Origin of the sequence: Cyanobium sp. NS01 (assembly GCF_014280235.1) — a bacterium.
Taxonomy (GTDB): Bacteria; Cyanobacteriota; Cyanobacteriia; order PCC-6307; family Cyanobiaceae; genus NIES-981.
Window position 1 is genome coordinate 495777 of record NZ_CP047940.1, and the last position, 20621, is coordinate 516397.

The window sequence follows — 20621 nt, forward strand, 5'->3', positions numbered from 1 at the left end:
GCTCCCTTGCGTGGTTCCCATGGCGGCCATCCCTGATCCCCAGTCCTCCGCCTGCGGCGTGGAGAGTGGCCTGGCCCGCACCACCAGTGAGGAGGTGTGGCGCCAGAGCCTCACCCCCGAGCAGTTCCGGGTGGCGCGCCAGGGCGGCACCGAACGGCCCTTCAGCGGTGCCTACTGGAACCACAAGGGCCAGGGGATGTACCACTGCGTCTGCTGCGACGCCGAACTGTTCAGCAGCGCCAGCAAATTCGATTCGGGCACCGGCTGGCCCAGCTTCTGGGATGGGGTGAAGCCCGGCGCGATCACCACCCTGATCGACCGCAGCCACGGCATGGTGCGCGCCGAGATCCGCTGCGCCAACTGCGATGCCCACCTGGGACACGTGTTCGATGACGGGCCTGCCCCCACGGGTCAGCGCTACTGCGTCAACTCGGCCTCGCTCAGCTTCAAGGCCGACTGACTGACAGCAGGCCTCTCACCAAAGCAGCCGTATCACCAGGGATCGTCGAGGTCTTCGGCATCCACGTCCAGGACCTCGGAACTGCTGGGTGGGGCCGGCCGGCGGCGGGGGGCGCCGTAGCCGCGCTCGCGGCGCGCCTCGCGCCCATAGGGGTCCTGCAGCGGTTCGGGCTCGCGATCCAGGGGCTCGTCGAGCTCCCTTCTGGTGAGCGGCCTTCGCTCCGGTTCGGAATCGAGCAGGTCGTCGTCGAGGTAGCGACGCTGGCGCAGGGGGGCCCGATCGCGGCGCTGTTCCACTTCCACGTAATCCAGCTCAGCTTCGGGCACGAAGGCCTGGCTGCTGGCGGGCTGGATGCGGCGCTGCTCCTGGGCGGCGGGCACGCCTGGGGCCAGCTGGTTCTCCACGGGCACCATGGTGCCGCGGAAGCGCTCCCGCTCCTCCTGCTCCCAGCTGCTGCCGCCGATGCCCAGCTTCTCCAGCAGGCCGGTGCCGAGCTGCTTGAGCTTCTCTTCAGCGCCCTCGTAGACCACGATGCGGTCTGGACCGCTGCTGACCACCTCCACCACCGGCAGTTCCCAGGTGCTGAGCACCCCTTCGCCCAGCAGCGGCACGCCCAGGGCGCCCAGCACCAGGGTGGTGAGTTCGCCGGTTTCGATGTCGAAACTGAAGCCCAGCACCTTGCCCAGCTGCTGACCGGCCTCGGTCACCACATCGCAGTTGATCACCTTGCTGAAGCGATCGGCGCTGAAGCTCTCGGCCAGGGAATCGGCCGAATCCACCAGGATCACGTCGCCCACCTGGCGGATGCGATCCAGGGGCATCCAGCGGGGCAGGCCCGGCAGAAAGCGGGTGAGGGGGTTGTCCCGCAGGCCGAGGGCGATCACCTCACGGCGGTCGATGTCCACCACCACCTCACCCACCACGCCGAGCCGGCGGCCGGTGTCCCGGGTGATCACCTGGGTGCCCATCAGCTCTGAGCGCAGCCAGAGGCGATCGCTGGGGGCGGCGGCGGGGTCGCTGCCGGGCGGCGGGGTCGTCGTCATCGGCGCATTCTCACCCAGCACAGGCGGCGCTGACGATGCTCAGGCGGCGGGGGGCAGGCCCACCACCTGGGTGTGGGCGCCGCGGGCCTGGGTGACGCCGATCGTGCGGGTGGCCGCGGCGATCATCGGGCGCCGGTGGCTCACCACCATGAACTGGGCCTGATCGGCCTGGCGGGCGATCAATCCGGCCAGGCGCTCCACGTTCACGCCGTCGAGGAAGCTGTCCACCTCATCGAGGGCGTAGAAGGGCGAGGGCCGGAAGCGCTGCAGGGCGAACAGGAAGCTCAGGGCGGTGAGCGACTTCTCGCCACCACTCATGGCCGCCAGGCGCCGCACCGCCTTGCCCTTGGGATGGGCCACCAGGGTGAGGCCCCCCTCCAGCGGCGCTTCCGGGTTCTCGAGCTGCAGGTGGCCCTCGCCATCGGAGAGCTCCGCGAAGATCTCGCGGAAGTGGCCATCCACTGCCGTGAACGCCTCCAGGAAGGCCTCCTGGCGCAGGGTGCCCACGGTTTCGATGCGCAGCAGCAGCTCCTCGCGCTCCTTGCTGAGCACGTCCAGCCGCTCCTGCAACTCCGCCAGGCGGGTTTCGAGGGCTTCGAGCTCTTCGATCGCCAGCATGTTCACCGGTTCGAGCGCCTCCATGCGCGCCTGCAGGCTGGCCAGTTCCCTGGCCAGGGCCTCCAGGCCGGCCTCCCGCAGCTCAGCGGGGATTTCTGGCAGGGGGTCGGGCAGCTGGCGCTCCAGCTGCTGCAGCCGCAGCTCATCGCCGCGCTGCTGCTCGGCCAGGGCCTCGAGCTCCTCGCCCAGCCGCTGCAGCTCCCACTGGCGTTGCTGCAGGGCCTGCCGCTGGCGGGCCAGCTCAGCCTCGGCGGCATCGCGGGCGCGGCGGCGCTCCCCGAAGCGGGTCTGCAGCTCGGCCTGCCGTTCCTCGAGGGCTGAGCGGCGCTCCTGGTCGGCCTGCTGACGCCCCTTCCACTCGGCCCTCTCCGCCACCAGGGCGTTCACGGCGGCGATCAGCCGCTGCTCGTCGCTGCCAAGGGCCTCGAGCTGGTTGCGCAAGCGCTCAGCGGCCAGGGCCCGTTCGCGGCGGGCGGCGAGCAGGCCATCGCGCTGCAGCCGCGCCGCGGCCAGGGCCTGGTCGGCGGCCTCGAGCTCCCCCTGCAGCCCCTGCCAGCGGGCGGCATCGCCCGAGGCCACGGCGCAGGCCTCCTCCTGCTGCAGTGATGCAAGGGCCTGCTGCAGGGGCGCCAGCTGCAGGGCGATCTCCTGCAGCCGGCCCTGGTCGCTGGCAAGGCTGAGGCGCAGTTGAGCGAGCCGTTCTTCCAGCTGCTGCTGGCGCTGCAGCTGGGGGGCCAGGGCCTGGCGGGTGCTGCGCCGCTCGGCCTCCAGGGCCGCCTGGCGCTGTTGCAGCTGCTGCAGCTGGGGGCGTTGCTCCTCCAGCTGGCGGGCCAGGTCGGCTTCGCGGCGGCGGCAGGCCAGCAGGGTTTCGCCCAGCTCCAACAGTCGCCGGCGCAGGGGCTCGGCCTCGTCCCCCTCCTGGGAGCGGCCAAAGCTGAGCTGGTTGCCCCGCTGCTGCAGGCTGCCGCCGGTCATGGCGCCGCTCTTCTCCAGCAGCTCCCCCTCCAGGGTCACGGCCCGGCAGCGCCCCAGTTCCTGGCGGGCGCTGGCCAGGTCGGCGAACACCAGCGTGTCGCCGAACACGTAGCGGAACACCTCGGCGTAGACGGGCTCGTGCTGCACCAGGTCGACAGCCCGGCCCAGCAGGCCCCCCGGCCCGGCAGTGGTGCCCCGCTGCAGGGCCGCCGAGCCGCTGCCCCCCCTGCCCTGGCTGCCGCCAGCGCGGATCCTGTTGAGGGGCAGGAAGGTGAGGCGGCCGGCGCGGCGCTGCTTGAGCAGCTCGATCGCCCGGGCGGCGATGCGGTCGTCGTCCACCACCACCTGGGCCAGGCGGCCTCCGGCCGCCACCTCCAGGGCGGTGCGGTGGCGTTCCTCCACCTCCCCCAGCTGGGCCACGGGGCCATGGATACCCTCCAGTCCGGCCTCCAGCAGCACCCGCAGGGCGCCGGTGCCGCGGCTCTCCTGCAGGGTGTCGCGGCGGCTGTCGAGGCGGGCGATCTCCCGCTCCAGCTGGCCCTGTTCCTGCTCCAGCCGGCTGCGGGTGCGCTGCTGCAGGGCGAAGGCCTCGGCGAGCTCCTGCAGCTGCTGCTGGCCACTGGCCACCGAGCCGCTGAGGCCGTGCCACTCCTTTTCGGCCTGGTCCAGCTGCTGCTCGGCGCTCACCTGGGTGCTGCCCTCCTGCTGGCGCTGGGCCTCCAGCTCCGCCAGCCGCTCCTGGCTCTGGCGCAGGCGCTCACTGAGCTGCTGCTGCTCGGCCTCCAGGGGGCTGCTGGCCGCGCCCAGCTCCTGGCGCCGCAGGCTGCGCTGCTTCTGCTCCTCCATCCAGCTGCCGGAGCGGCCGGCCACCTCGCCGAGGCGGCGGCGCGAGAGCTCCACGGCGGCTTCGGCGGCGCGGCAGCCGGCCTCGGCGGCCTCCAGCTCGGCCTGGTCGGCGGCGCTGTCGAGCTGCAGCTGCTGCTGGCGCAGCTCCCCCTGGCGCTGGCTGAGCTCCTGGCGCTGGCGCTGCAGGGCCTCGGCCTGCTGCTGGTGCTGGGCCGCCTGGCGGGCCAGCTCGCGGCTGCCGGCCTCCAGGCCCGCCAGCTCCGCCTGCACGGCCAGCAGCTGGTCTTCCCCGAGGGCCTTCACCTCAGCCTGCAGCGTCTCCAGGGCGGCGGCCGCCGCCTGCAGCACGGTTTCCGCCTCGGCGATGGCGAGGCGGTCGGCGGCCTGCTGGGTCGTGAGGGCCTGCTGGCGGCTCACCAGCTGCCGCAGGGCCGTGCGGGCGGCCTCCACCGCCAGCACCTGCTCCTGCAGCCGCCCCTCCTGCAGCCGCTGGCGCAGGGCCTGATAGGTGCGGGCCCGGGTGCAGTCGCGCTCCAGCTTCTGGCGGCTGCTGAGCAGCTCCTGTTGCACGATGCCGCAGCGCTCCTGCCGTTCCTGCACGTCGTCGAGCTTGGTGCGGCTCTGCTCGATGCGGCTGTCGAACAGCGCCACGCCGGCCAGCTCGTCGATGATGCCGCGCCGGTCGCGGGCGCTCATCGACACGATGCGGGTCACATCGCCCTGCATCACCACGTTGCTGCCCTCGGGGTCCACCCGCAGGCGCCGCAGCTGGGTCTGCAGCTGCTGCAGGTTGCAGGGCACGCCATCGGCGCTGAAGCTGCTGGCGTAGGTGCCCCCGGGGGCCACCCGCAGGCGGCGGCTCACGGTCCAGCTGGTCTGGCCGGTGTGGATCCAGGGGCCCTCGGCGGGGGCCTCGAGGCCGTCTTCGGCACCATCGGGCTGCCAGTCGCCCAGGTCGAAGCGCACGCTTACGGAGGTTTCGGCGGCCCGTCCCGCCTTGAGCATGGCGCTGTTGATCAGGTCGGGCAGCCGCTCGGCCCGCATGCCGCGGCTGTTGGCCAGGCCGAGGCAGAACAGCACCGCATCGAGGATGTTGCTCTTGCCGGAGCCGTTGGGCCCGGTGACCACCGTGAAGCCCTCTTCGAGCGGGATCGCCATCGATCCGCCGAACGACTTGAACTGGGTGAGCTCGACCTGATTGATGTGAACCAACAGGCCCGTGCGCCGAGCACGGGAAATGTAGCGGAGGGTTCCGGTTTCACAAGCCCGTCCTTAGCTTGAAGGCAACACTGGCCCGCTGCGCCCATGACCGGCACCCCACCGCTGGATCAGCTCTCCGAGTCCCAGACCCCTGAGCCCATTCTCCAGCAGCAGCCCGAGGCGGCAGGTCAGCCCGACGGCCACCAGGAGACCTTCCGCGAGCGCTTCGAGGCGCTGATGCCCACGATTCAGCGGGAGTGGCCCCAGGTGGCCCGCCAGACCCTGGAGGCCACCCGCGGCAGCTTTGACGAGGTGGCTGAGGTGATCTCCTCCCAGACCGGCCGTACCGCCACCGTGGTGCGGCGCCAGTTGCTGGAGCTGCTGGATGTGGCCGGCACCCAGACCGGCCGTCTGGCCGACAACCTGGCGCCCCTGGAGAAGCAGCTCGAAGGCCTGCTCGACGACCTCAACGACACCCTGCGGCCGCGGCTGGAGAAGCCGGTGCGGGAGCGTCCGCTGCTGGCGGTCGGCATCGCCGCCGGGGTGGGGGTGCTGGTGGGGATGCTGCTCTCCTCCGGACGGCGCTCGGCATGACGGAGGAACAGTTCGGCGAGCGCGAGCGGCGCAACGGCGGAGCCCGCGTGGCCATGGGCCGCATCGGCTCGCTGATGACCTCGGTGATGGACCTGCACGTGCGCATCGCGCTGCAGGAGGCCGACAGCGAGAAGCGGCGCCTGATCACCGGGGCCCTGCTGCTCAGCGGCGGGCTCACCTTGATGCTGCTGTCGCTGATCGGGGCGGAGCTGGCGCTGCTGCTGTGGCTGCACGAAGGGCTGCGGCTCAGCTGGATCCGCAGCGCCCTGGCCATGGCGGGCCTGAATGTGGTGCTGGCGGGGGTGTTCCTGCGCATCGGCGGTGGCCTGCTCAAGGGCCCCTACCTGCCCCAGACCACCGCCGGCCTCACCAAGACCACCCGGGCCCTGCTGGGCCGCTAGCGGATCGCGTAGTGCAGCCAGCGGCAGTCGATGCCGCCATTGCTGATCGGGATGCGGCGACTCGCCTTCATCTTCAGGGCGCCGGTGAGTTCGGGATTGCCGCTCAGCAGCCACAGATCCCAGCCGCTGCAGCGCTCCTTGAGCATGCGGCCGAGATCGCCGTAAAGGCCTTCCAATGCATCGCTGTGGCCGAGGCGCTCGCCGTAGGGGGGGTTGCACACCAGCACGCCGGGCTGCTCGGGGGGGATGAAGTCGCGGCAGTCGCCGCCGCTGAGGCGGATCCAGGGCGCCACCCCCGCGGCCTCGGCATTGTCTTGGGCCTGGGCCAGCACGGCGGGATCCTGCTCCAGGCCGAGCACCGGGGCCAGGGGCTGCTGATCCGCCAGGCAGGAGCGGGCCAGGGCGCTGGCGGCCCGCACCTCCTGTTGCCACAGGGCGCTCTGGGCATCGGGCCAGCGCTCCAGAGCGAAGGAGCGGGCACCCTCGGGGCCGAGGCCCGGCGCCCGGCCCAGGGCCATCCGCACCGCTTCGATCAGGAGGGTGCCGCTGCCACAGAGCGGATCGGCCAGGGGACGGCGGCCATCCCAGCCGGTGAGGGCGATCAGGCCGGCGGCCAGGTTTTCCTTCAGGGGCGCCAGGCCCACGGCGGCGCGGTAACCGCGGCGGTGCAGGCTGCTGCCGCTGCCATCCACGCTGAGGCTGGCCAGGCCGCCGCCGAGGTGCAGGTGCAGGCTGAGGTCCGGGGCCTCGAGGTCGATCGAGGAGCGCTGGCCCCACTGCTGGCGCTGCAGGTCCACCAGGGCGTTCTTCACCTGCAGGGCGCTGTAGTGGCTGTGGTTCAGGCCCGGGGCGGTGCCGCTCACGTCCACGCGGAAGCTGGCGCTGGGGGGCAGCCAGGTGGCCCAGTCCACGGCGCGCTGCACTCCGTCGTAGAGGTCGTCGCGGCCGTGGCAGGGAAAGCTGGCCAGCTGGCGCAGCAGCCGGAAGGGCAGCCGGGCCTGCAGGTGCAGGCGGTAGTAGCCGGCCAGGTCACTGCGGAAGCGCACGGCCCGCCGCAGGGGCGCCACGGCCCGGCAGCCGAGGGCGATCAGCTCCTCTGCGGCCGGGGCCTCCAGGCCGGGGGGCACCACCGCGATGCCCTCGATGCTGTCGCCCCCTGGTTCGGTGATGCCCACCTCTGCACCGGCGCTTGGGTGCTGCCACAATGGCTGAGTTCGGTTTCGGCCGGACTAGGTGGCTCACACCAGTGCTTCGGACAGCGGTTCGATTCCGCTCAGCTCCATTTCCGTTCAGGGTTCCGTCCCTGGGCCGGATCCATCAGGGGGCTGCAATGGTTTCGACGGGGTATAAGGAGGGTGACTGAAGCCTGCTCGGTAAGAGCAAACCCGTAACAGCGAACAACATCGTTCGTTTCTCCCGTCAGCCCGCCCCTGTGGCCGCCTGACATCTCTAAGGGAGATGGGGTGAGGTCAGCCTTATCACCCAAATGACCCATGGGGCCTGGAAGGGCCCCTTTTACGTGTCTTGGGCTGGGCTCCTGGCTGGCTCATTGGATTGGTGCCCGAACCTGACCATGGCCGAGACCTGGGACATCGCCTGATCCGCGACTGTGGCCTCGGCCCGATCAGCAGGCCAGGCTGCTTTGCTCAGGTGTGTCGTGCCACCAGGTTGTTCCGGGTCGTTTCGTCCGGCTTCGCACGCCAGCAGCGCCCGTTTACGGGCGAGGCCCCAGCGGTAGCCGCGCAGGGAGCCGTCACTGCCGATCACGCGGTGGCAGGGGATGGCCAGGGCGATCGGGTTGGCGCCGCAGGCCTGGGCCACGGCCCGCACCGCCTGGGGGGCGCCCAGCCGGCGGGCGAGCTCGGCGTAGCTCACGGTGCTGCCGGTGGGGATCAGGCCCAGCTCCTGCCAGACGCGCCGGCGGAAAGGCGTGCCGCGCAGATCGAGTGGCGGGAGCGGTGGGACGGCCTCTGCTGCCAGGGCCTCGGTGGTGGCAAGCACCCCGGCCAGCCAGGCTTCAAGCAGGGGATCGTCGGTGACCGCTTCGGCTCCGGGATGGTGCTGCAGCAGGTCCTGGGCGAGCAGCTCGGGGCCATCGCCCAGGGCGATGGCCAGAACGCCCCGCGGCGTGGCAGCCAGCAGGATCCAGCCCAGCCAGCAGGGCCGCAGGAGAAAGCGAACAGTATGGGAGTCCATCTCGGGGCCCTGCGGCGGCGGGCGCAACCAGGCACCACTCTGGTGGGGCGGATCGGCCCCGGCAGATTCAGCTTCAGAGTGGGGACTGGCTGCCCCTTACCGTCCCCTCTTCGGTACCACCGCTGTATCCTGCGCCTCCTCTGATTCTCCACCATGTAGCCGAAGGTTTCTGCGAAGCAGTGATTGGATCTCGATCTCGATGACAACCGTGAGCGCCGCGATTCATCATCTCCCCTGGGTCACGTCTCGGTTTCAGCCGCCTCGGCGCCGAAGCAATGGATCAGGGCATCGGCCCAGCTGTTGATCCCAGCCAGGGCATGATCCGGCGCTGCCGTGATGGCGCGGGCGTGCTCCCGCAGCAGCACCGTCTTGTCCACGGCATGGCCGTGGGCCGCAGCGATCGTCACGATGTCATCCACGCCGGCGGCGGCATGCACCTGGCTGCGCAGATCGTCATCGGCGGCGATGCTGGCGCAGAAGGCCTTGAGCGAGGCTACGGACATGGGATCGGGCGTGGCGAACCCCCTTCGTAGCAAACAGGGGCCAAGCTGGCCGGCGCTGCCCACACCTTGAGATCTGCGGCGGATCGCCGATGCCACTCGAGGGCGCTGCCTCGAACGCGACCCGCAGGGTGACACCGGCGGCCACTGATCGCCGCCATGACCGCTCAGGCCTTGAGCTGCTCGGTTGTGTTTGGTTCGACACGTGTTGTTCATTCTGCGCGCGACCCTACTTTTCTGGGCTGCGTCGTAGAGAACCGGCTGGCATTCCTGCTTTTGCCCGTCTCCTGTGCAGCAGTGGGTGCTTGGTGGCTGCAAACTGTTGAGAACGAGGCAGGATTGGGCTCACCAACCAAGCAGCCATGACAGCCTGCCAGAGGGCCAGTGCCGCATCCTTGAACTCTCTGATCATGGTTCTATCGGCATGAAGAGGGTTGGCCTTGCACTCGGCAGTGGTGGAGCCAGAGGGTGGGCCCATATCGGTGTGCTCAAGGCACTTCAGGAGGAGGGGATCGAGATCAACATGATCTCCGGCTCCAGCATCGGCGCTCTCGTTGGAGCCTTCCACTGCGCCGGAGAACTCAATGACCTCGAAGATTTGATTCGGGATCTGGACTGGAAAGACGTGCTCGCCTACTTCGACATGGTGCTTCCCACCAGTGGGCTCCTGGATGGCAACAAGATCTACGAATTGCTCTCGGAACACCTGCACGAGATGCGGATTGAAAACTCCGAAGTTCCCTTCTGCTGCGTGGCTACCGATCTGCTCAAGAGTGAAGAAGTTCACCTCCGCTCAGGATCCATGGTGGACGCGGTGCGTGCCAGTATTTCAGTGCCTGGCATCTTCCTCAACTGTCCGGACCACGGCGCAGACGTGGAGCCCAATGGCGATCCATCGGGGGTGTATGACCCTGAGCAGGCACTGGTTGGCCCTGCACCCAGCTCCACCAGTGAGGCGTCAAAACGCCGCATGAAGTCGTCGCAGGGCAGTGCGGAGCGCTGGTTTCCCGATGGCGACCCCAGTCCGAACATTTTCGATGTGATCGGTCTGTCGCTGAATGTGCTGGAGCAGCAGGTCACCCACAGCAGATTGAATGAGCACGCCCCCGACCTGTTGATTCAGCCGGCTCTGGCTGAGTTCGCCATCTTCGATTTCCACAAGGCCGATGCGATCATCGGCAAGGGCTACACGGCGATGAAGCGGCAACTGCCTGCACTCAAGGAGCTGCTTTGATGCTGCTCTCCGCGTGCAACAGCCTGCATGATGGGCTGGATCCAAGCGGCCGCTGCGGGTCCATTCTCCCCCGCACATCAGCCCACGGCTTCGCAGAAGCCTGGGGCTAGACGGCCTGGCTGTAGCGACGTGTTGGTCCTGTCCTCAGGCTTCTGGGTGTAGGGATGAGAGGGGTGACACCTTTCCTGAAACCGGGGGCAGGCACGGTATGCACGTGCCGTTCAATCTATTGAACCGCGTAATGTGTTGAGACGCTGACACGCTGCTTCGCTTCTTGGGGAATTGCCGCAGCAAGCGACCACCACTGCTTAAATCATTTCGAGTCTAATGCAACAGGTCTTGGAAAACATTCGACAGTGGCTCTCGCTTGCTCAAGAGGTTGGTGTGGAGTTGGGGCTGAATCTTCTCGCTGCCCTCGCCATTTTTGTGATTGGCCGCTGGCTGGCCAAATTGATCTCCAGAATTGTCAAGCGAAGCTTGACCCGCAATCCCAGGATCGATTCGATCCTGGTGGGTTTCCTGACAACATTCACCTATTATGCTTTGCTTGCCTTTGTTGTCATCGCTGCCCTGAACCGGCTGGGCATTCAGACGACATCCATCATTGCCGTTGTTGGCGCCGCGGGTCTGGCGATCGGCTTGGCGCTGCAGGGGTCATTGTCGAACTTTGCTGCAGGGGTGTTGATGGTTTTCTTCCGCCCCTTCCAGATCGGTGACTTTATCGAGGGAGCAGGCACGATGGGCACCGTCAAGGAGCTGACGCTCTTCACCACGACCCTGCAGAGCCCAGATAATAAAATTGTGATTATCCCCAACAGCAAGCTGAACAGTGACAACATCACCAATTTCAACGCCCTTGGCCGTAGGCGCCTCGACTTCGTATTTGGGGTCAGTTACCAGGCCGATATTGACATCGTGAAGGCCCTCCTTGCCGACGAAGTAAAGACCTATGGCCGTTTTCTTGTTGACCCCGAACCTGTGATTGGTGTTCTTGAGCTTGCAGACAGCAGTGTCAACTTTGCTGTGCGTCCATGGGTCAATGTGGATGACTACTGGCCGGCCTTCTTCGGCTTCCAGGAACAAGTCAAGAAGCGGCTGGATTCAGAGGGTATCGCCATCCCGTTCCCCCAGCGCGATGTTCACTTGATCGGCACCAACTGAACCTTCAATGATCCTGAGCCAGCAACTGTTCGACGACTGCACGAGCAGCCTGCAGGGTCAAGCCAGCTGGCCTTCCAGACAGTGGCGCCCTGATCCGCGTGAGAGCAGCAGAAGCTCTTGTTGACTCTCAATAACGTTGGGCAATTGCGAGGTTGGGCCTGGCTGGCCCCCCTTGGTCGTCGGCCTGTATCGATCCACTGGCCCGCCGAGATGGTTTTATTCGCAACTGATCTGAGCAGAACAGCTATCTCTGGATCCCACTGATCTCCAGCCGGGGTGTTGACAAGGAGGCTGTTAGTGGTACGTTGGAAATAACGGACGCCTCATTCGCTTCCAGTCCACATCGACAATCTGTGCTTTCCTGCGGCTGTAGCAATGGCCGTGTGAGCGCTCGATCTGGATTTCAGATGCGGATCTCGGTGATGCCTTCACGCTTTCCAGTGATGACCTGGTGTTGCCTTGGGTGCATCCCGACACGCCATGTGCAGGGGCGTATCCGTCGTTGAACTACAGGAGGAACTCCCATGAACACCCAGGACTGATTCAAAGTGTGTCACAGTCGCTCTTGCCTGAGCTGCCTGCATGGGGTTTGGTCGGTGGTATCGCCGCTTCCTTGTGCCCGAAACCGCCTCTGCCGCAACTGATCTTGATCTGATCAGCTTCCTCAAGGCGATTCCTGATGCGCGAATGCGGCGTGGGGTGCGCATTCCGGCCTGGTACCTGCTGCTCGTGGCGGTGCTGGGCATCTTGAGCGGCTGTGAAAGCTTGCGAGATCTGGAGCGGTTTGCTCGCCGTCATCACGCCACGCTCACCAAGTCGGTTGGTCTTGAACTGCGGCGGCCCCCATCGGATTCTGCGTTCCGCTACTTCTTCCTGCAGGTGGATGTCGAGGTCTTGTGCGCGGCCATCCGTGACTGGACAATCGCCCAGATCCCTGGTGGTGCAGCGGATCTCGATCAGCTGGTGTGTGACGGCAAGACCCTGCGAGGCTCGATCGAGCCGACACTTGGTGGCGGCTCAGCGTTCATTGCCCAGGTGACGCTGTACTCGGCTGCCTTGGGTGTGGCGATCTCTCAGGCCTGCTACGCCACCGGTGAGAACCACGAACGGGCAGTGCTCCGGCAACTGCTCGGGGAGCTGGATCTCGAAGGGGTGCTGATCCAGGCGGATGCCCTCCACACCCAGAAACCGTTTTTCAACAGCTCCAGGAGCAGGGGGCCGACTTCCTCCTGACCGTCAAGGGGAATCAGAAGACACTGCATCGCCAGATCAGGAGCCAGTTCCAGGGGAAACGCCGCATCCCTGTCGAGGCAAGTGTTTTCGAGGAGGGTCATGGTCGTGCAATCACCTGGACGCTCCGCGCCAAACAGGCCCCGGAGCACATCAGAACAGAGTGGAGCGGCACCAGCTGGATCGTGGAGGTGACAGCCACCGGCACCCGCGGGGACAAGCCTTTCCATGCCACGCACCGATTCCTCACCAGCCTGCGGACCACTCCAGAAGCTCTGCTGCAACTGGTGCGAGACCGCTGGAGCATTGAGGGCTGGCACTGGATCCGCGACACCCAGCTCCATGAAGACGCCCACCGGTACCGGGGCAATGGCGCTGGAGCCATGGCCACGCTGCGAACGGCAGCGCTGAACCTGTTGCGACTGGCGGGTTTTGAGTCGATTCGTGCCGGGATGCAGGCCGTAACTCACGACATCAAAGCGCTACTGGCGATGGCGACGAGAAAGCCAGAACCAAGCTCGAGTTAAGACTTTGAATCAGCCCTGCATGAACACCACCAACATCTATACCCCGATGCCCACTGCCCCCAGCGAACTGCAGCCGAGCTCCCCAAGCGAAGTGCATCAAGAAGTCGCCAAGGTCGATCAGACCCTCGCCAATGAGCAGCTTCGCCAAGCGATCCTCGATAAGAAACAGGCCCAGATCGAGGCCTGGTCTGCCCAGATCGAGCAGTTGCAGCAGGGCATGCAGAGCGTTGCAGAAAACCTGCGCGATGAAACCGAGAAACGGTTGGAGGAGCTGCGCCAGGCCCGTGGTCAGGCCCGTGCTCAGCTGGAAAGCCTCCAGCAGGCCACCCAGGACAGCTGGGACTCTCTGCTTCAGAAGAGCGATCACTTTTTTCAGGATCTGGCTGAGCGTTTCCACGCATTTGTGAGCGCGGAGAACTGATCGCCATGGCTTGGATGACGCCGCCTTCCCATCAACTGACCTCTGTTTTTCGTCACCATGACTTTCGCCAAGACGTCTTCTCACGCCGCCTACGCGGATCGATACACTTCCACGTTTGATCTCTTCCGGGCTCTGCGTGACGACTCAACCCCCGACACTCCTGCGGCCCTCACCGAGGCCCTGCTGCCTGAGGTCAAGGAGTCCTTCTGGTTGCTGGTTTCCAGCAGTGCCGTGATTGATCGCGACGACATCCAAGCCCTGCGCATGATCGTGGAGCGGGCTGTACCCAGTGGCGTCTCGGTGGCTCTCACGGTGGGCTGGCAGCCACAACGTTGGAGCCTGCCGCCCCAGTCCCCACCCACCGGCGAGGTCTTGGACCGTGTCTGGCCGTTGGTATTGGCCGCTCAGCTCATCCGTTGCACCGGAGAGGAGGCTGAAACCTTCTTTGGAACGCGGGATCCGGTGCGGATGCACGACAAGCTACCCCAGAAACCCGCGGTGCTGATCAGCGATGCAGCCGGAGGTCTCCACTGGTGCATCGGCGGCCGTCACGGCAGCCTGGATGGCTCAATGCTGCAGGACCACGAGCTGTTCTTGGCCCAGCTACTCGACAACCTCTCGACCCATCCCCAGCTGCTGGGCAATGCCGGCCCGAGCACAGACGCCATCGCTCACCCAGACGGCCTGGCCGAACAGCTACGCACAGCCGCTGCGGCTTCCGCCAGCCCACATCAGATGACGAACTGAAGATCATCAACTTATTGCTCGTACGTATTTCCTTGCTCCCAAGGGGCGAAGGCCCTCAAGCTCTGGATTCTCTGCCGCATGTTCGATGACAGCACCAAAGGTTGCCGCCCGTACGCCCATCGCCGTGAGCCTCGAGGAGGGCAAGGAGTACGTCTACTGCGCCTGCGGCCGCTCCTCGGATCAGCCGTTCTGTGACGGATCCCACCAGGGCAGCGGCTTCAGCCCCGTGGCCTTCGAGGCCAACAAGAGTGGCAAGGTGCAGCTCTGCCGCTGCAAACAAACTTCCACACCTCCCTACTGCGATGGCACCCATGCCCGGGTTCCGGCCGACCGAGTGGGCACCGACTTTGCCCTTGACGACGACCGTGGTGAGGGAGACAGGGATGACGAGGAGCCGGAGGATGGCGGTTCAACCAGCGGCGGGATGCCCCAGCCCCGGGCCACGCAGGAAGAGCCCAGCCTTGAGCTGATCCACCAGCTGGCCGAGCACGGCCTCGAGCGGCTGGGGGCCCAGGGGCCGGTGGTGTCGATGGGGGTGCCCCGCTCCCAGCTGCCCCTCTGGGACGACATCCAGATCCTCACGGCCCAGCTGGCGCGGCGTCCCCTGGCCGAAGCCGCCCCGGTGGGCACCGAGCTGGTGATCGGCCCGAGCGCCCGGCGCCCGTTGCGGCTGGAGATTCCTCTGCTGGTGTCCGACATGAGCTTCGGTGCCCTCTCCCAGGAGGCCAAGCGTGCTCTGGCCATGGGCGCGGAGCGTGCCGGCACGGGCATCTGCTCCGGCGAAGGCGGAATGCTGCCGCAAGAACAGGCCGCCAACCACCGCTACCTCTACGAGCTCGCGCCGGCCATGTTCGGCCATCGCGAGGATCTTCTCTCCCAGGTGCAGGCCTTTCACTTCAAGGCCGGCCAGGCGGCCAAGACCGGCACGGGCGGTCATCTGCCCGGCGCCAAGGTCACCGAGCGCATCGCCGAGGTGCGTGGCATCCCCGCAGGTGAATCCTCCTGTTCTCCGGCGCGCTTCGAGGACCTGTGCACCCCGGCTGATTTTCGCCGTTTCGGCGATCGGGTGCGGGAGCTCAGCGGCGGGATCCCTGTGGGCTTCAAGCTCAGCGCCCAGCACATTGAACAGGATCTCGATTTTGCCCTCGAGGCCGGGGCCGACTATCTGATTCTCGATGGCCGCGGTGGCGGCACCGGTGCGTCCCCGCAACTGCTGCGGGATCACATCGCTGTGCCCACCATTGCCGCCCTGGCCCGGGCCCTTTGAATCGCAATGACCTGGCCAGCTGGCAGCGGCCCCTGGCGGAGCTGGCCCACATCGCCTGGAGCGGCAGCGGCGGCAACGACGAAGACGGGGGGCCTTGAGCCGACCCTGTGGTTCCGTTGGCCCGCTTCTGCAACAGGAACGACCTGGATCGATGCAGTCAGGCTCCAGCCCAAGTCATTGCCGTATCCATGTTTCAGCCAGGGCATAGTCAGCACCCTCGAAGAAACGCGTCTCAGCGTTCACGAATTGCTTGACCAGCTTTTCCGCCAGGGCCTGCCAGGCCTGGTTGCCCACCACCACCACCCGCCGGACGGCCCGTCGATGGTCCCGGATCAGAGCCAGGTGACGCCCCAGGGCACCGAGGCCGGCCCAGCCATCGAATTGGCGCAGATCCAACAGCAGTCGCACCCCATCGAGCCCCTGAAGTTCAGCATCGATGTTGGCTTCGACCCGGTCATAGACAAAACTCTCCAGCGTGCCGATGAGCTGCACCTGGATCACATCGCCGTGACGCTCCAGATGCATCGTGCCCAGCGATTCCGATAACCAACGGCGGGCCTCCTCAACGGACGCGTTGGCGAAGACACGCACGGGGCAGGGCATCACCAGGCTGAAGGCCGCCACGGCTGTGCGCACCCAGGCCAAGTCGGACACCAAAGCCAGCCGCTCAAAGCCATCCCAGTGCCGTAAGGCCTCCCGGCCGTCCGCCCAGGCGGCGCCCAGGTCGTAACCCTCAAAGCTGGGACCAAGCTGGGCGAGCAGCTTGAGGCGATCGTGCTGCGCCAGGGCGGTATCCAGAGCTGGGGTGAGCACGTGGTCATAATCGTCCGCGCTGATCTTCCCCTGGAAGGAAAAACCGAGGGTGCCTTCAGGCAGCCCGCTCATGCATTCGATCATGGGGAACCTCCTCATCGATGGTTCACTCCAACGGTAGCGAACACTACGCAATCTGACTACAGCCGCAGGGCTGTGCTCAGCAGCTCAAGGGGGGTTGCGAGGAGCCAGCTCACCTGCAACAGCACCAGGCTGAGCAGCGATTGCACCGCCATCGGCAAGCCAGCGCACCGCCACATGGTCTGAATCCACTCCCGCCTGAATGCCCAGGGGCCCAAGGCGTAGCCTCCCTGGCGGCGGAGCCTCGGCGAGGAGCTGGCCAAGCTTCTGTGCCGCAGTACGAGGACTGATCTCTAGCGGCAGAGGCAAGCCGAAAAAGCGATGCAGCTGCGCGAGTGTTGTCGCCGCATTGAACATCAGTAGCTGTTCTACAGGCAACCCGGGTGCTTCCGGGTCGGGATCGAACAGGCGATCAATCAAGGGCTGCAGCTTGGTGCGCATGGCCACGAAGACATGGTCGCCGGGTTCCAAGGCCGTGCTGCCGCGGGGCATGACCACCTCCCGGCCCCGCAGGATCAGGGTGACGAGCACGCCATCGGGCAGGGCCAGGTCGCGCAGGCGCTGGCCGGCCACCTGTGCCTTGGCTTTGACGGTGTAGTCGACGATCTCACCATCGACCTTGCGCAGGGCGTTGATCTCCACCGACAGGGCCGGCGTGGGATCAGCGGGCCGGCCGATGTGCAGCCATCGCGCCACCAGCGGCAGCGACCAGCCCTGGGTGATCGCCGAGAGCAGCACCACGAAGAACACCGCGTTGAAGATCAGCTGGCTCTGGGGAACACCGGCCATCAAGGGGAAAGTGGCCAGGGTGATCGGCACGGCCCCCTTGAGGCCCACCCAGGAGAGGAAGGTGAGTTCCCGCCGCCGGAAGCGGAACGGCCAGGCCGCCACACAGACCGCGATCGGCCGTGCCACCAGGATCAGCACCAGGGCAATCAACAGACCGTCCCAGGCCACCGCCAGCAGCCGGCTGGGAAAGCTGAGCAGCCCCAGCATCACGAACAACACGATCTGTCCCAGCCAGGCAGTGGCGTCGTGGAAGGAGAAGATTCCCCGCCGAAACACCAGCGAGCTGCTGCCGAGCACGATTCCGGCGACGTAAACCGCCAGGAAGCCGCTGCCCCCCAGCACGGCCGCCAGCCCGAAAGCCACCAGGCCGAAGGCGAGAGCCAGGAGGGGATAGAGGCCTGGGTAGTCGAGGTTGATGCGATTGATCGCCCAGGTGGCCAGGCGGCCCACGCCAACTCCAGCGAGGCTTCCCACGCCGAACTGGGCGAGAAACAGAAGGGCCAGTTCCTGGGCAGAGTCGGTGCGGCCGGTGATCACCCCGATCAGGCCCAGTGTGAGGAAGATCGCCATCGGGTCATTGGAGCCGCTCTCCACCTCAAGGGTGGAGATGAGCCGGTCAGGCAGCTTCAGGCCGCTGCTGCGCAGCACCGAGAACACGGCGGCGGCATCGGTGGAGCCGACGATGCTGCCCAGCAGTAGCCCCTGCAGGATGGGGAGCTTCAGCACCCAGGCCGCCGCAACACCCGTGAGCACTGAGGTGAGCAGCACCCCGAGGGTGGAGAGCGCCAGGGCCGGCCGCCATACCCGTCGCACTGAGGCCAGGGACGTGCGCAGGCCGCCGTCGAACAGGATCAGGGCGAGGGCGACGCTGCCGATGCTGTTGGCCAGGTCGTAGTTCTCGAAGGGGATGCGGCCGATCCCTTCTGATCCGGCCAGCATCCCCACCGCGAGGAAGAGCACCAGCACCGGCATCCCCAGCCGGGCAGAGAACTTGCTGGAGGCAATGCCCAGCAGCAGCAACACGCCGGCCAACAGCACGGCCAGATTGATCCACACACTCCCCATGCCCTGCCGATCCGTCTGAGGATCGCGCAACCTGGCCAGGAACGTCTCTCATTGGGTTGGGTTTCTGCCGTGGCCAGCACTTGGGCCGCGAATCCGAGACGCCAGCTCCTCAAGCTCGTTGGGTGGGCCACCGGCAGCGCGGCACTCTCGGTGGCCTGCCAATCCAGTCCTCCCTCCGAGTCCGCCGCGACTCAGGCCAGGGGTGAGCCGGGTGGTGCTGATTCGCACTGACGACCGGGCGGCTGGAACCCATCAGGCACTTGACTTGCTGCAGCCCCCAGGGCTGGAGGGCAACAGCGTGTTCCTCAAGCCGAATTCCAACACGGCGGATCCAGCGCCGGCTGCCACCGATCCGATCCTTCTGGAGGCCCTGGTGCTTGATGAACTGGAACGCGACGAATGGAGGCATGTTGCCGCTGAGGGCACCCACTGGCCCCGGGGGTACGCTTTTGCCCGCCCGGCTCTCGACGCCGGCGCCGTGGTGAACACCTGCTGCCTGAAGACCCATCGCTTCGGAGGGCAGTTCACCCTGTCCCTGAAGAACACGGTGGGACTGGTGGCTAAAACCGTGCCCGTAGATTCCCACAACTACATGGCCGACCTCCACTCCTCTCCCCATCAGCGGCGCATGATCGCTGAGGTGAACCAGGCCTGCACGCCAGCTCTGGTGCTTCTCGATGCGGTGGAAGCCTTCGTGGACGGTGGCCCTGACCGGGGCACAATCGCCAGGCCCAACGTGATTCTTGCCGGCACGGATCGGGTGGCGGTGGATGTGGTGGGGATCGCACTTCTGCGCCTGATGGGTACCACAGCCGCGCTGTCTCGTGGCTCGATCTGGGATCTGGAGCAGATTCAACGCGCTGTGGAGCTGAATCTGGGCGTCGACTCGGCGGAGCGGATCGACATCGTGACGGCCGATATGCCGGGCCAGACCATGGCTGATCAGCTTCGCCGGCTTCTTGACAAAGCCCCGCAAGCCTGACGTGACCCCGGAGGTCAGGCTCGATGCGCTGACCAGCGCCTACATCCGGCCAGCTTTGATGCCTTTTTTCACTTGTTCGATGGCCTCATCGATTAACTCAATGGCCTTTACACGGTGGCCGCCTTTGCCCGAACTGGCTTTCTCCAGGCTCTGCTTGGCCTCATTGAGGCTCGCCAGTGCAGCCTTCATGTTGGGCTGATTGGCCTGGGCGGGCAGGGCCAGCATCAGCGCCGCCGCGGCGCTGATGCTGGCGGTTGTAAGGGTGCCGATCGCCATGCGTTTCATGCTGTCTGTTGTGCTGCAGGAACCAAGGGGGCGCCAAGGCCCTGATTCAACGCTAACAGGATCCAGCGATCGCGCTCCAGCCCTGGGCAGGACACCTCACCTCAGGGCTGGCCGGGTTCCTCGCACTCCACAGCGCGGGAGAGTTCAGCCCGCGCCGCCATCACCGGCTGGGCCTTGGCCTTGAGCTGGGCGGCGGCCTCCTCGAGGGTGGTGTCCTTACTGCTGGCCACCTGGGCCACCTCGGAGCGGAAGGTTTTCAGCTGCTCTTGAAAGGCTTTGGTGCGCAGCTCCTCAAGCTTCTGCTCCGAGGCTTCAAGGTTGGTAATGGCTGTACCCAGGGCCCCTTCAGCCTCCTTGGCCTCTCCCACCGTGGAGGCGGGGGTCAGCTGGGCCACGGTGGTGAGGGCCTGGCTGACCTCAGTGAGCTGGGCGCAGATCTTGGCTTCGGTCTTCTCCTTGCGGGCGGCCATGTCCTGCTGTTGGCATGCGGTGGTGGCGAGGGCGAGCAGGCAGGCCGAAGCAAACAGGGAGGAGCGCATGAGATCGAAAATCGTTCATGGCGAACCTTAGCCCTGAGCGATGGAATGGTCTACCCAGCACTCTTGCCACGGCACTGGAGGGCCATGACATGGTTGATCACCTGAAGAGTCTTTCTGACGCCCGGCCCGGTTCCCATGCCGTTATTGAGCTGTGGAACAGCAAAACAATCAGGTGCCGTGAATCTGTTGATTTAGAGTTCAGGGCTGATAGTTTGCACCTGGCCATAAATCATTGATTTCATGGGCCTGATGTTGTTCACTAAAGCGTTCCCAGGTAATACCGTTCACGTCGGTATCCTCCGAGAATTCGAGTGCCGTAGAGTCTTCCCAGCCCAAATGCCTTAAAGTTCCTGCATCGTGGTCAGGGTCTTTTCGCACAGAAATGTTTAAAGATTCCGTTCGCCACAGTGCGTATTCGCCAGGAATGGTTGAGCATGGCTGAATCCCCAGGCGAGAAGAATAGTCAGCAATAGTTTCTTCTATTCTGTTTGTAGAAATGGCGATGTGAAATTTCTTCATGATTTTCCTGTTTTAGCGGTTCGCCTCACCGGACGTTGGTTGCATATGCAACTCAGACAAACGTATTGGCACGTTCCGGTGCGGCGCGTTTGTTAGGGTATGCGAGCTTGCGAGAAGCAATAGAATTC

General features: G+C 65.9%; 19 protein-coding genes and 1 pseudogene. 10 read left to right on the forward strand and 10 right to left on the reverse strand.

Going from position 1 to position 20621, the window contains the following annotated elements; translation table 11 throughout:
- Positions 1-19: 19 nt before the first annotated feature.
- The gene (gene msrB, locus CyaNS01_RS02520; RefSeq protein WP_186698595.1) at positions 20-460 is read left to right on the forward strand and encodes a peptide-methionine (R)-S-oxide reductase MsrB; all 441 of its coding nucleotides are present in this window, start codon (positions 20-22) and stop codon (positions 458-460) included.
- A gap of 32 nt (positions 461-492) precedes the next feature.
- On the opposite strand, the gene CyaNS01_RS02525 is transcribed toward msrB, so the two are convergent.
- Positions 493-1503, reverse strand: coding sequence for a PRC-barrel domain-containing protein (locus tag CyaNS01_RS02525; protein WP_186698596.1), 1011 nt, complete (start codon positions 1501-1503; stop codon positions 493-495).
- Positions 1504-1542: 39 nt separating this feature from the next.
- Positions 1543-5154: a chromosome segregation protein SMC gene (gene smc, locus CyaNS01_RS02530; RefSeq protein ID WP_186698598.1), complete on the reverse strand. Its 3612-nt coding sequence runs from the start codon at positions 5152-5154 to the stop codon at positions 1543-1545.
- Between the two features lie 93 nt (positions 5155-5247).
- Between smc and CyaNS01_RS02535 the strand changes: the two genes are divergently transcribed.
- Together CyaNS01_RS02535 and CyaNS01_RS02540 are read left to right on the forward strand one after the other, a co-directional pair.
- Positions 5248-5736: a YqjD family protein gene (locus CyaNS01_RS02535; RefSeq protein WP_186698600.1), complete on the forward strand. Its 489-nt coding sequence runs from the start codon at positions 5248-5250 to the stop codon at positions 5734-5736.
- Positions 5733-6137, forward strand: a complete 405-nt coding sequence (locus CyaNS01_RS02540) for a phage holin family protein (protein WP_186698602.1) — start codon at positions 5733-5735, stop codon at positions 6135-6137. The genes CyaNS01_RS02535 and CyaNS01_RS02540 overlap by 4 nt, the downstream gene beginning before the upstream one ends.
- Here the strand turns inward: CyaNS01_RS02540 and CyaNS01_RS02545 are convergent.
- From CyaNS01_RS02545 to CyaNS01_RS02560, 3 genes are all read right to left on the reverse strand, one after another.
- Positions 6134-7312 carry a class I SAM-dependent RNA methyltransferase gene (locus CyaNS01_RS02545; protein ID WP_186698604.1) on the reverse strand — a complete coding sequence of 393 codons (1179 nt, stop codon included), beginning with the start codon at positions 7310-7312 and terminating at the stop codon, positions 6134-6136. The two genes, CyaNS01_RS02540 and CyaNS01_RS02545, sit on opposite strands and share 4 nt — an antisense overlap.
- Before the next feature lie 340 nt (positions 7313-7652).
- Positions 7653-8333 carry a methylated-DNA--[protein]-cysteine S-methyltransferase gene (locus tag CyaNS01_RS14825; RefSeq protein WP_186698606.1) on the reverse strand — a complete coding sequence of 227 codons (681 nt, stop codon included), beginning with the start codon at positions 8331-8333 and terminating at the stop codon, positions 7653-7655.
- A gap of 239 nt (positions 8334-8572) precedes the next feature.
- Positions 8573-8836 carry a Nif11-like leader peptide family natural product precursor gene (locus CyaNS01_RS02560; protein WP_186698608.1) on the reverse strand — a complete coding sequence of 88 codons (264 nt, stop codon included), beginning with the start codon at positions 8834-8836 and terminating at the stop codon, positions 8573-8575.
- 286 nt (positions 8837-9122) lie between these two features.
- Here CyaNS01_RS02560 and CyaNS01_RS02565 point away from each other — a divergent pair, with 286 nt between their 5' ends.
- The 6 genes and pseudogenes from CyaNS01_RS02565 (at position 9123) to CyaNS01_RS02595 (ending at position 15420) form a co-directional block, all read left to right on the forward strand.
- The gene (locus CyaNS01_RS02565) at positions 9123-10067 is read left to right on the forward strand and encodes a patatin-like phospholipase family protein (RefSeq protein ID WP_225875763.1); all 945 of its coding nucleotides are present in this window, start codon (positions 9123-9125) and stop codon (positions 10065-10067) included.
- A gap of 327 nt (positions 10068-10394) precedes the next feature.
- Positions 10395-11228 (forward strand): mechanosensitive ion channel family protein, encoded by an 834-nt coding sequence (locus CyaNS01_RS02570; RefSeq protein WP_186698610.1) that lies wholly within the window; start codon positions 10395-10397, stop codon positions 11226-11228.
- Between the two features lie 582 nt (positions 11229-11810).
- Positions 11811-12985 (forward strand): annotated as a pseudogene (locus CyaNS01_RS14440) (ISAs1 family transposase).
- A gap of 19 nt (positions 12986-13004) precedes the next feature.
- Positions 13005-13406 carry a hypothetical protein gene (locus CyaNS01_RS02585; RefSeq protein ID WP_225875764.1) on the forward strand — a complete coding sequence of 134 codons (402 nt, stop codon included), beginning with the start codon at positions 13005-13007 and terminating at the stop codon, positions 13404-13406.
- Between the two features lie 57 nt (positions 13407-13463).
- Entirely contained in the window at positions 13464-14153 is a 690-nt protein-coding gene (locus tag CyaNS01_RS02590; RefSeq protein WP_186698614.1) for a fructokinase, read from the forward strand.
- An 85-nt stretch (positions 14154-14238) separates the two neighbouring features.
- Positions 14239-15420 (forward strand): glutamate synthase-related protein, encoded by a 1182-nt coding sequence (locus tag CyaNS01_RS02595; RefSeq protein ID WP_225875765.1) that lies wholly within the window; start codon positions 14239-14241, stop codon positions 15418-15420.
- A gap of 174 nt (positions 15421-15594) precedes the next feature.
- Here CyaNS01_RS02595 and CyaNS01_RS02600 read toward each other — a convergent pair whose 3' ends face one another.
- Both CyaNS01_RS02600 and CyaNS01_RS02605 read right to left on the reverse strand, forming a co-directional pair.
- Positions 15595-16305 (reverse strand): STAS/SEC14 domain-containing protein, encoded by a 711-nt coding sequence (locus tag CyaNS01_RS02600; RefSeq protein WP_186698617.1) that lies wholly within the window; start codon positions 16303-16305, stop codon positions 15595-15597.
- Positions 16306-16401: 96 nt separating this feature from the next.
- A complete protein-coding gene (locus CyaNS01_RS02605) occupies positions 16402-18198 on the reverse strand; it encodes a potassium/proton antiporter (RefSeq protein ID WP_225875766.1) in 1797 nt (598 codons plus the stop codon).
- A 235-nt stretch (positions 18199-18433) separates the two neighbouring features.
- Here CyaNS01_RS02605 and CyaNS01_RS02610 point away from each other — a divergent pair, with 235 nt between their 5' ends.
- The gene (locus tag CyaNS01_RS02610) at positions 18434-19150 is read left to right on the forward strand and encodes a DUF362 domain-containing protein (RefSeq protein WP_222934193.1); all 717 of its coding nucleotides are present in this window, start codon (positions 18434-18436) and stop codon (positions 19148-19150) included.
- A gap of 39 nt (positions 19151-19189) precedes the next feature.
- On the opposite strand, the gene CyaNS01_RS02615 is transcribed toward CyaNS01_RS02610, so the two are convergent.
- From CyaNS01_RS02615 to CyaNS01_RS02625, 3 genes are all read right to left on the reverse strand, one after another.
- On the reverse strand, positions 19190-19426 hold the full coding sequence (locus CyaNS01_RS02615) for a hypothetical protein (protein WP_186698618.1): 237 nt from the start codon (positions 19424-19426) through the stop codon (positions 19190-19192).
- A 110-nt stretch (positions 19427-19536) separates the two neighbouring features.
- Complete coding sequence (locus CyaNS01_RS02620) at positions 19537-19974, reverse strand: hypothetical protein (protein WP_186698620.1); 438 nt, start codon at positions 19972-19974, stop codon at positions 19537-19539.
- Between the two features lie 198 nt (positions 19975-20172).
- Positions 20173-20493 carry a hypothetical protein gene (locus CyaNS01_RS02625; protein WP_186698622.1) on the reverse strand — a complete coding sequence of 107 codons (321 nt, stop codon included), beginning with the start codon at positions 20491-20493 and terminating at the stop codon, positions 20173-20175.
- Positions 20494-20621: the final 128 nt, after the last annotated feature.

What these genes read in the sequence shown, in the direction of transcription:
- msrB (WP_186698595.1), top strand. Translation starts at nt 20, where the DNA reads ATGGCGGCCATCCCTGATCCCCAGTCCTCCGCCTGCGGCGTGGAGAGT.
- CyaNS01_RS02525 (WP_186698596.1), bottom strand. Translation starts at nt 1,503, where the DNA reads ATGACGACGACCCCGCCGCCCGGCAGCGACCCCGCCGCCGCCCCCAGC.
- CyaNS01_RS02535 (WP_186698600.1), top strand. Translation starts at nt 5,248, where the DNA reads ATGACCGGCACCCCACCGCTGGATCAGCTCTCCGAGTCCCAGACCCCT.
- CyaNS01_RS02540 (WP_186698602.1), top strand. Translation starts at nt 5,733, where the DNA reads ATGACGGAGGAACAGTTCGGCGAGCGCGAGCGGCGCAACGGCGGAGCC.
- CyaNS01_RS14825 (WP_186698606.1), bottom strand. Translation starts at nt 8,333, where the DNA reads ATGGACTCCCATACTGTTCGCTTTCTCCTGCGGCCCTGCTGGCTGGGC.
- CyaNS01_RS02560 (WP_186698608.1), bottom strand. Translation starts at nt 8,836, where the DNA reads ATGTCCGTAGCCTCGCTCAAGGCCTTCTGCGCCAGCATCGCCGCCGAT.
- CyaNS01_RS02570 (WP_186698610.1), top strand. Translation starts at nt 10,395, where the DNA reads ATGCAACAGGTCTTGGAAAACATTCGACAGTGGCTCTCGCTTGCTCAA.
- CyaNS01_RS02585 (WP_225875764.1), top strand. Translation starts at nt 13,005, where the DNA reads ATGAACACCACCAACATCTATACCCCGATGCCCACTGCCCCCAGCGAA.
- CyaNS01_RS02590 (WP_186698614.1), top strand. Translation starts at nt 13,464, where the DNA reads ATGACTTTCGCCAAGACGTCTTCTCACGCCGCCTACGCGGATCGATAC.
- CyaNS01_RS02595 (WP_225875765.1), top strand. Translation starts at nt 14,239, where the DNA reads ATGACAGCACCAAAGGTTGCCGCCCGTACGCCCATCGCCGTGAGCCTC.
- CyaNS01_RS02600 (WP_186698617.1), bottom strand. Translation starts at nt 16,305, where the DNA reads ATGAGCGGGCTGCCTGAAGGCACCCTCGGTTTTTCCTTCCAGGGGAAG.
- CyaNS01_RS02615 (WP_186698618.1), bottom strand. Translation starts at nt 19,426, where the DNA reads ATGGCGATCGGCACCCTTACAACCGCCAGCATCAGCGCCGCGGCGGCG.
- CyaNS01_RS02620 (WP_186698620.1), bottom strand. Translation starts at nt 19,974, where the DNA reads ATGCGCTCCTCCCTGTTTGCTTCGGCCTGCCTGCTCGCCCTCGCCACC.
- CyaNS01_RS02625 (WP_186698622.1), bottom strand. Translation starts at nt 20,493, where the DNA reads ATGAAGAAATTTCACATCGCCATTTCTACAAACAGAATAGAAGAAACT.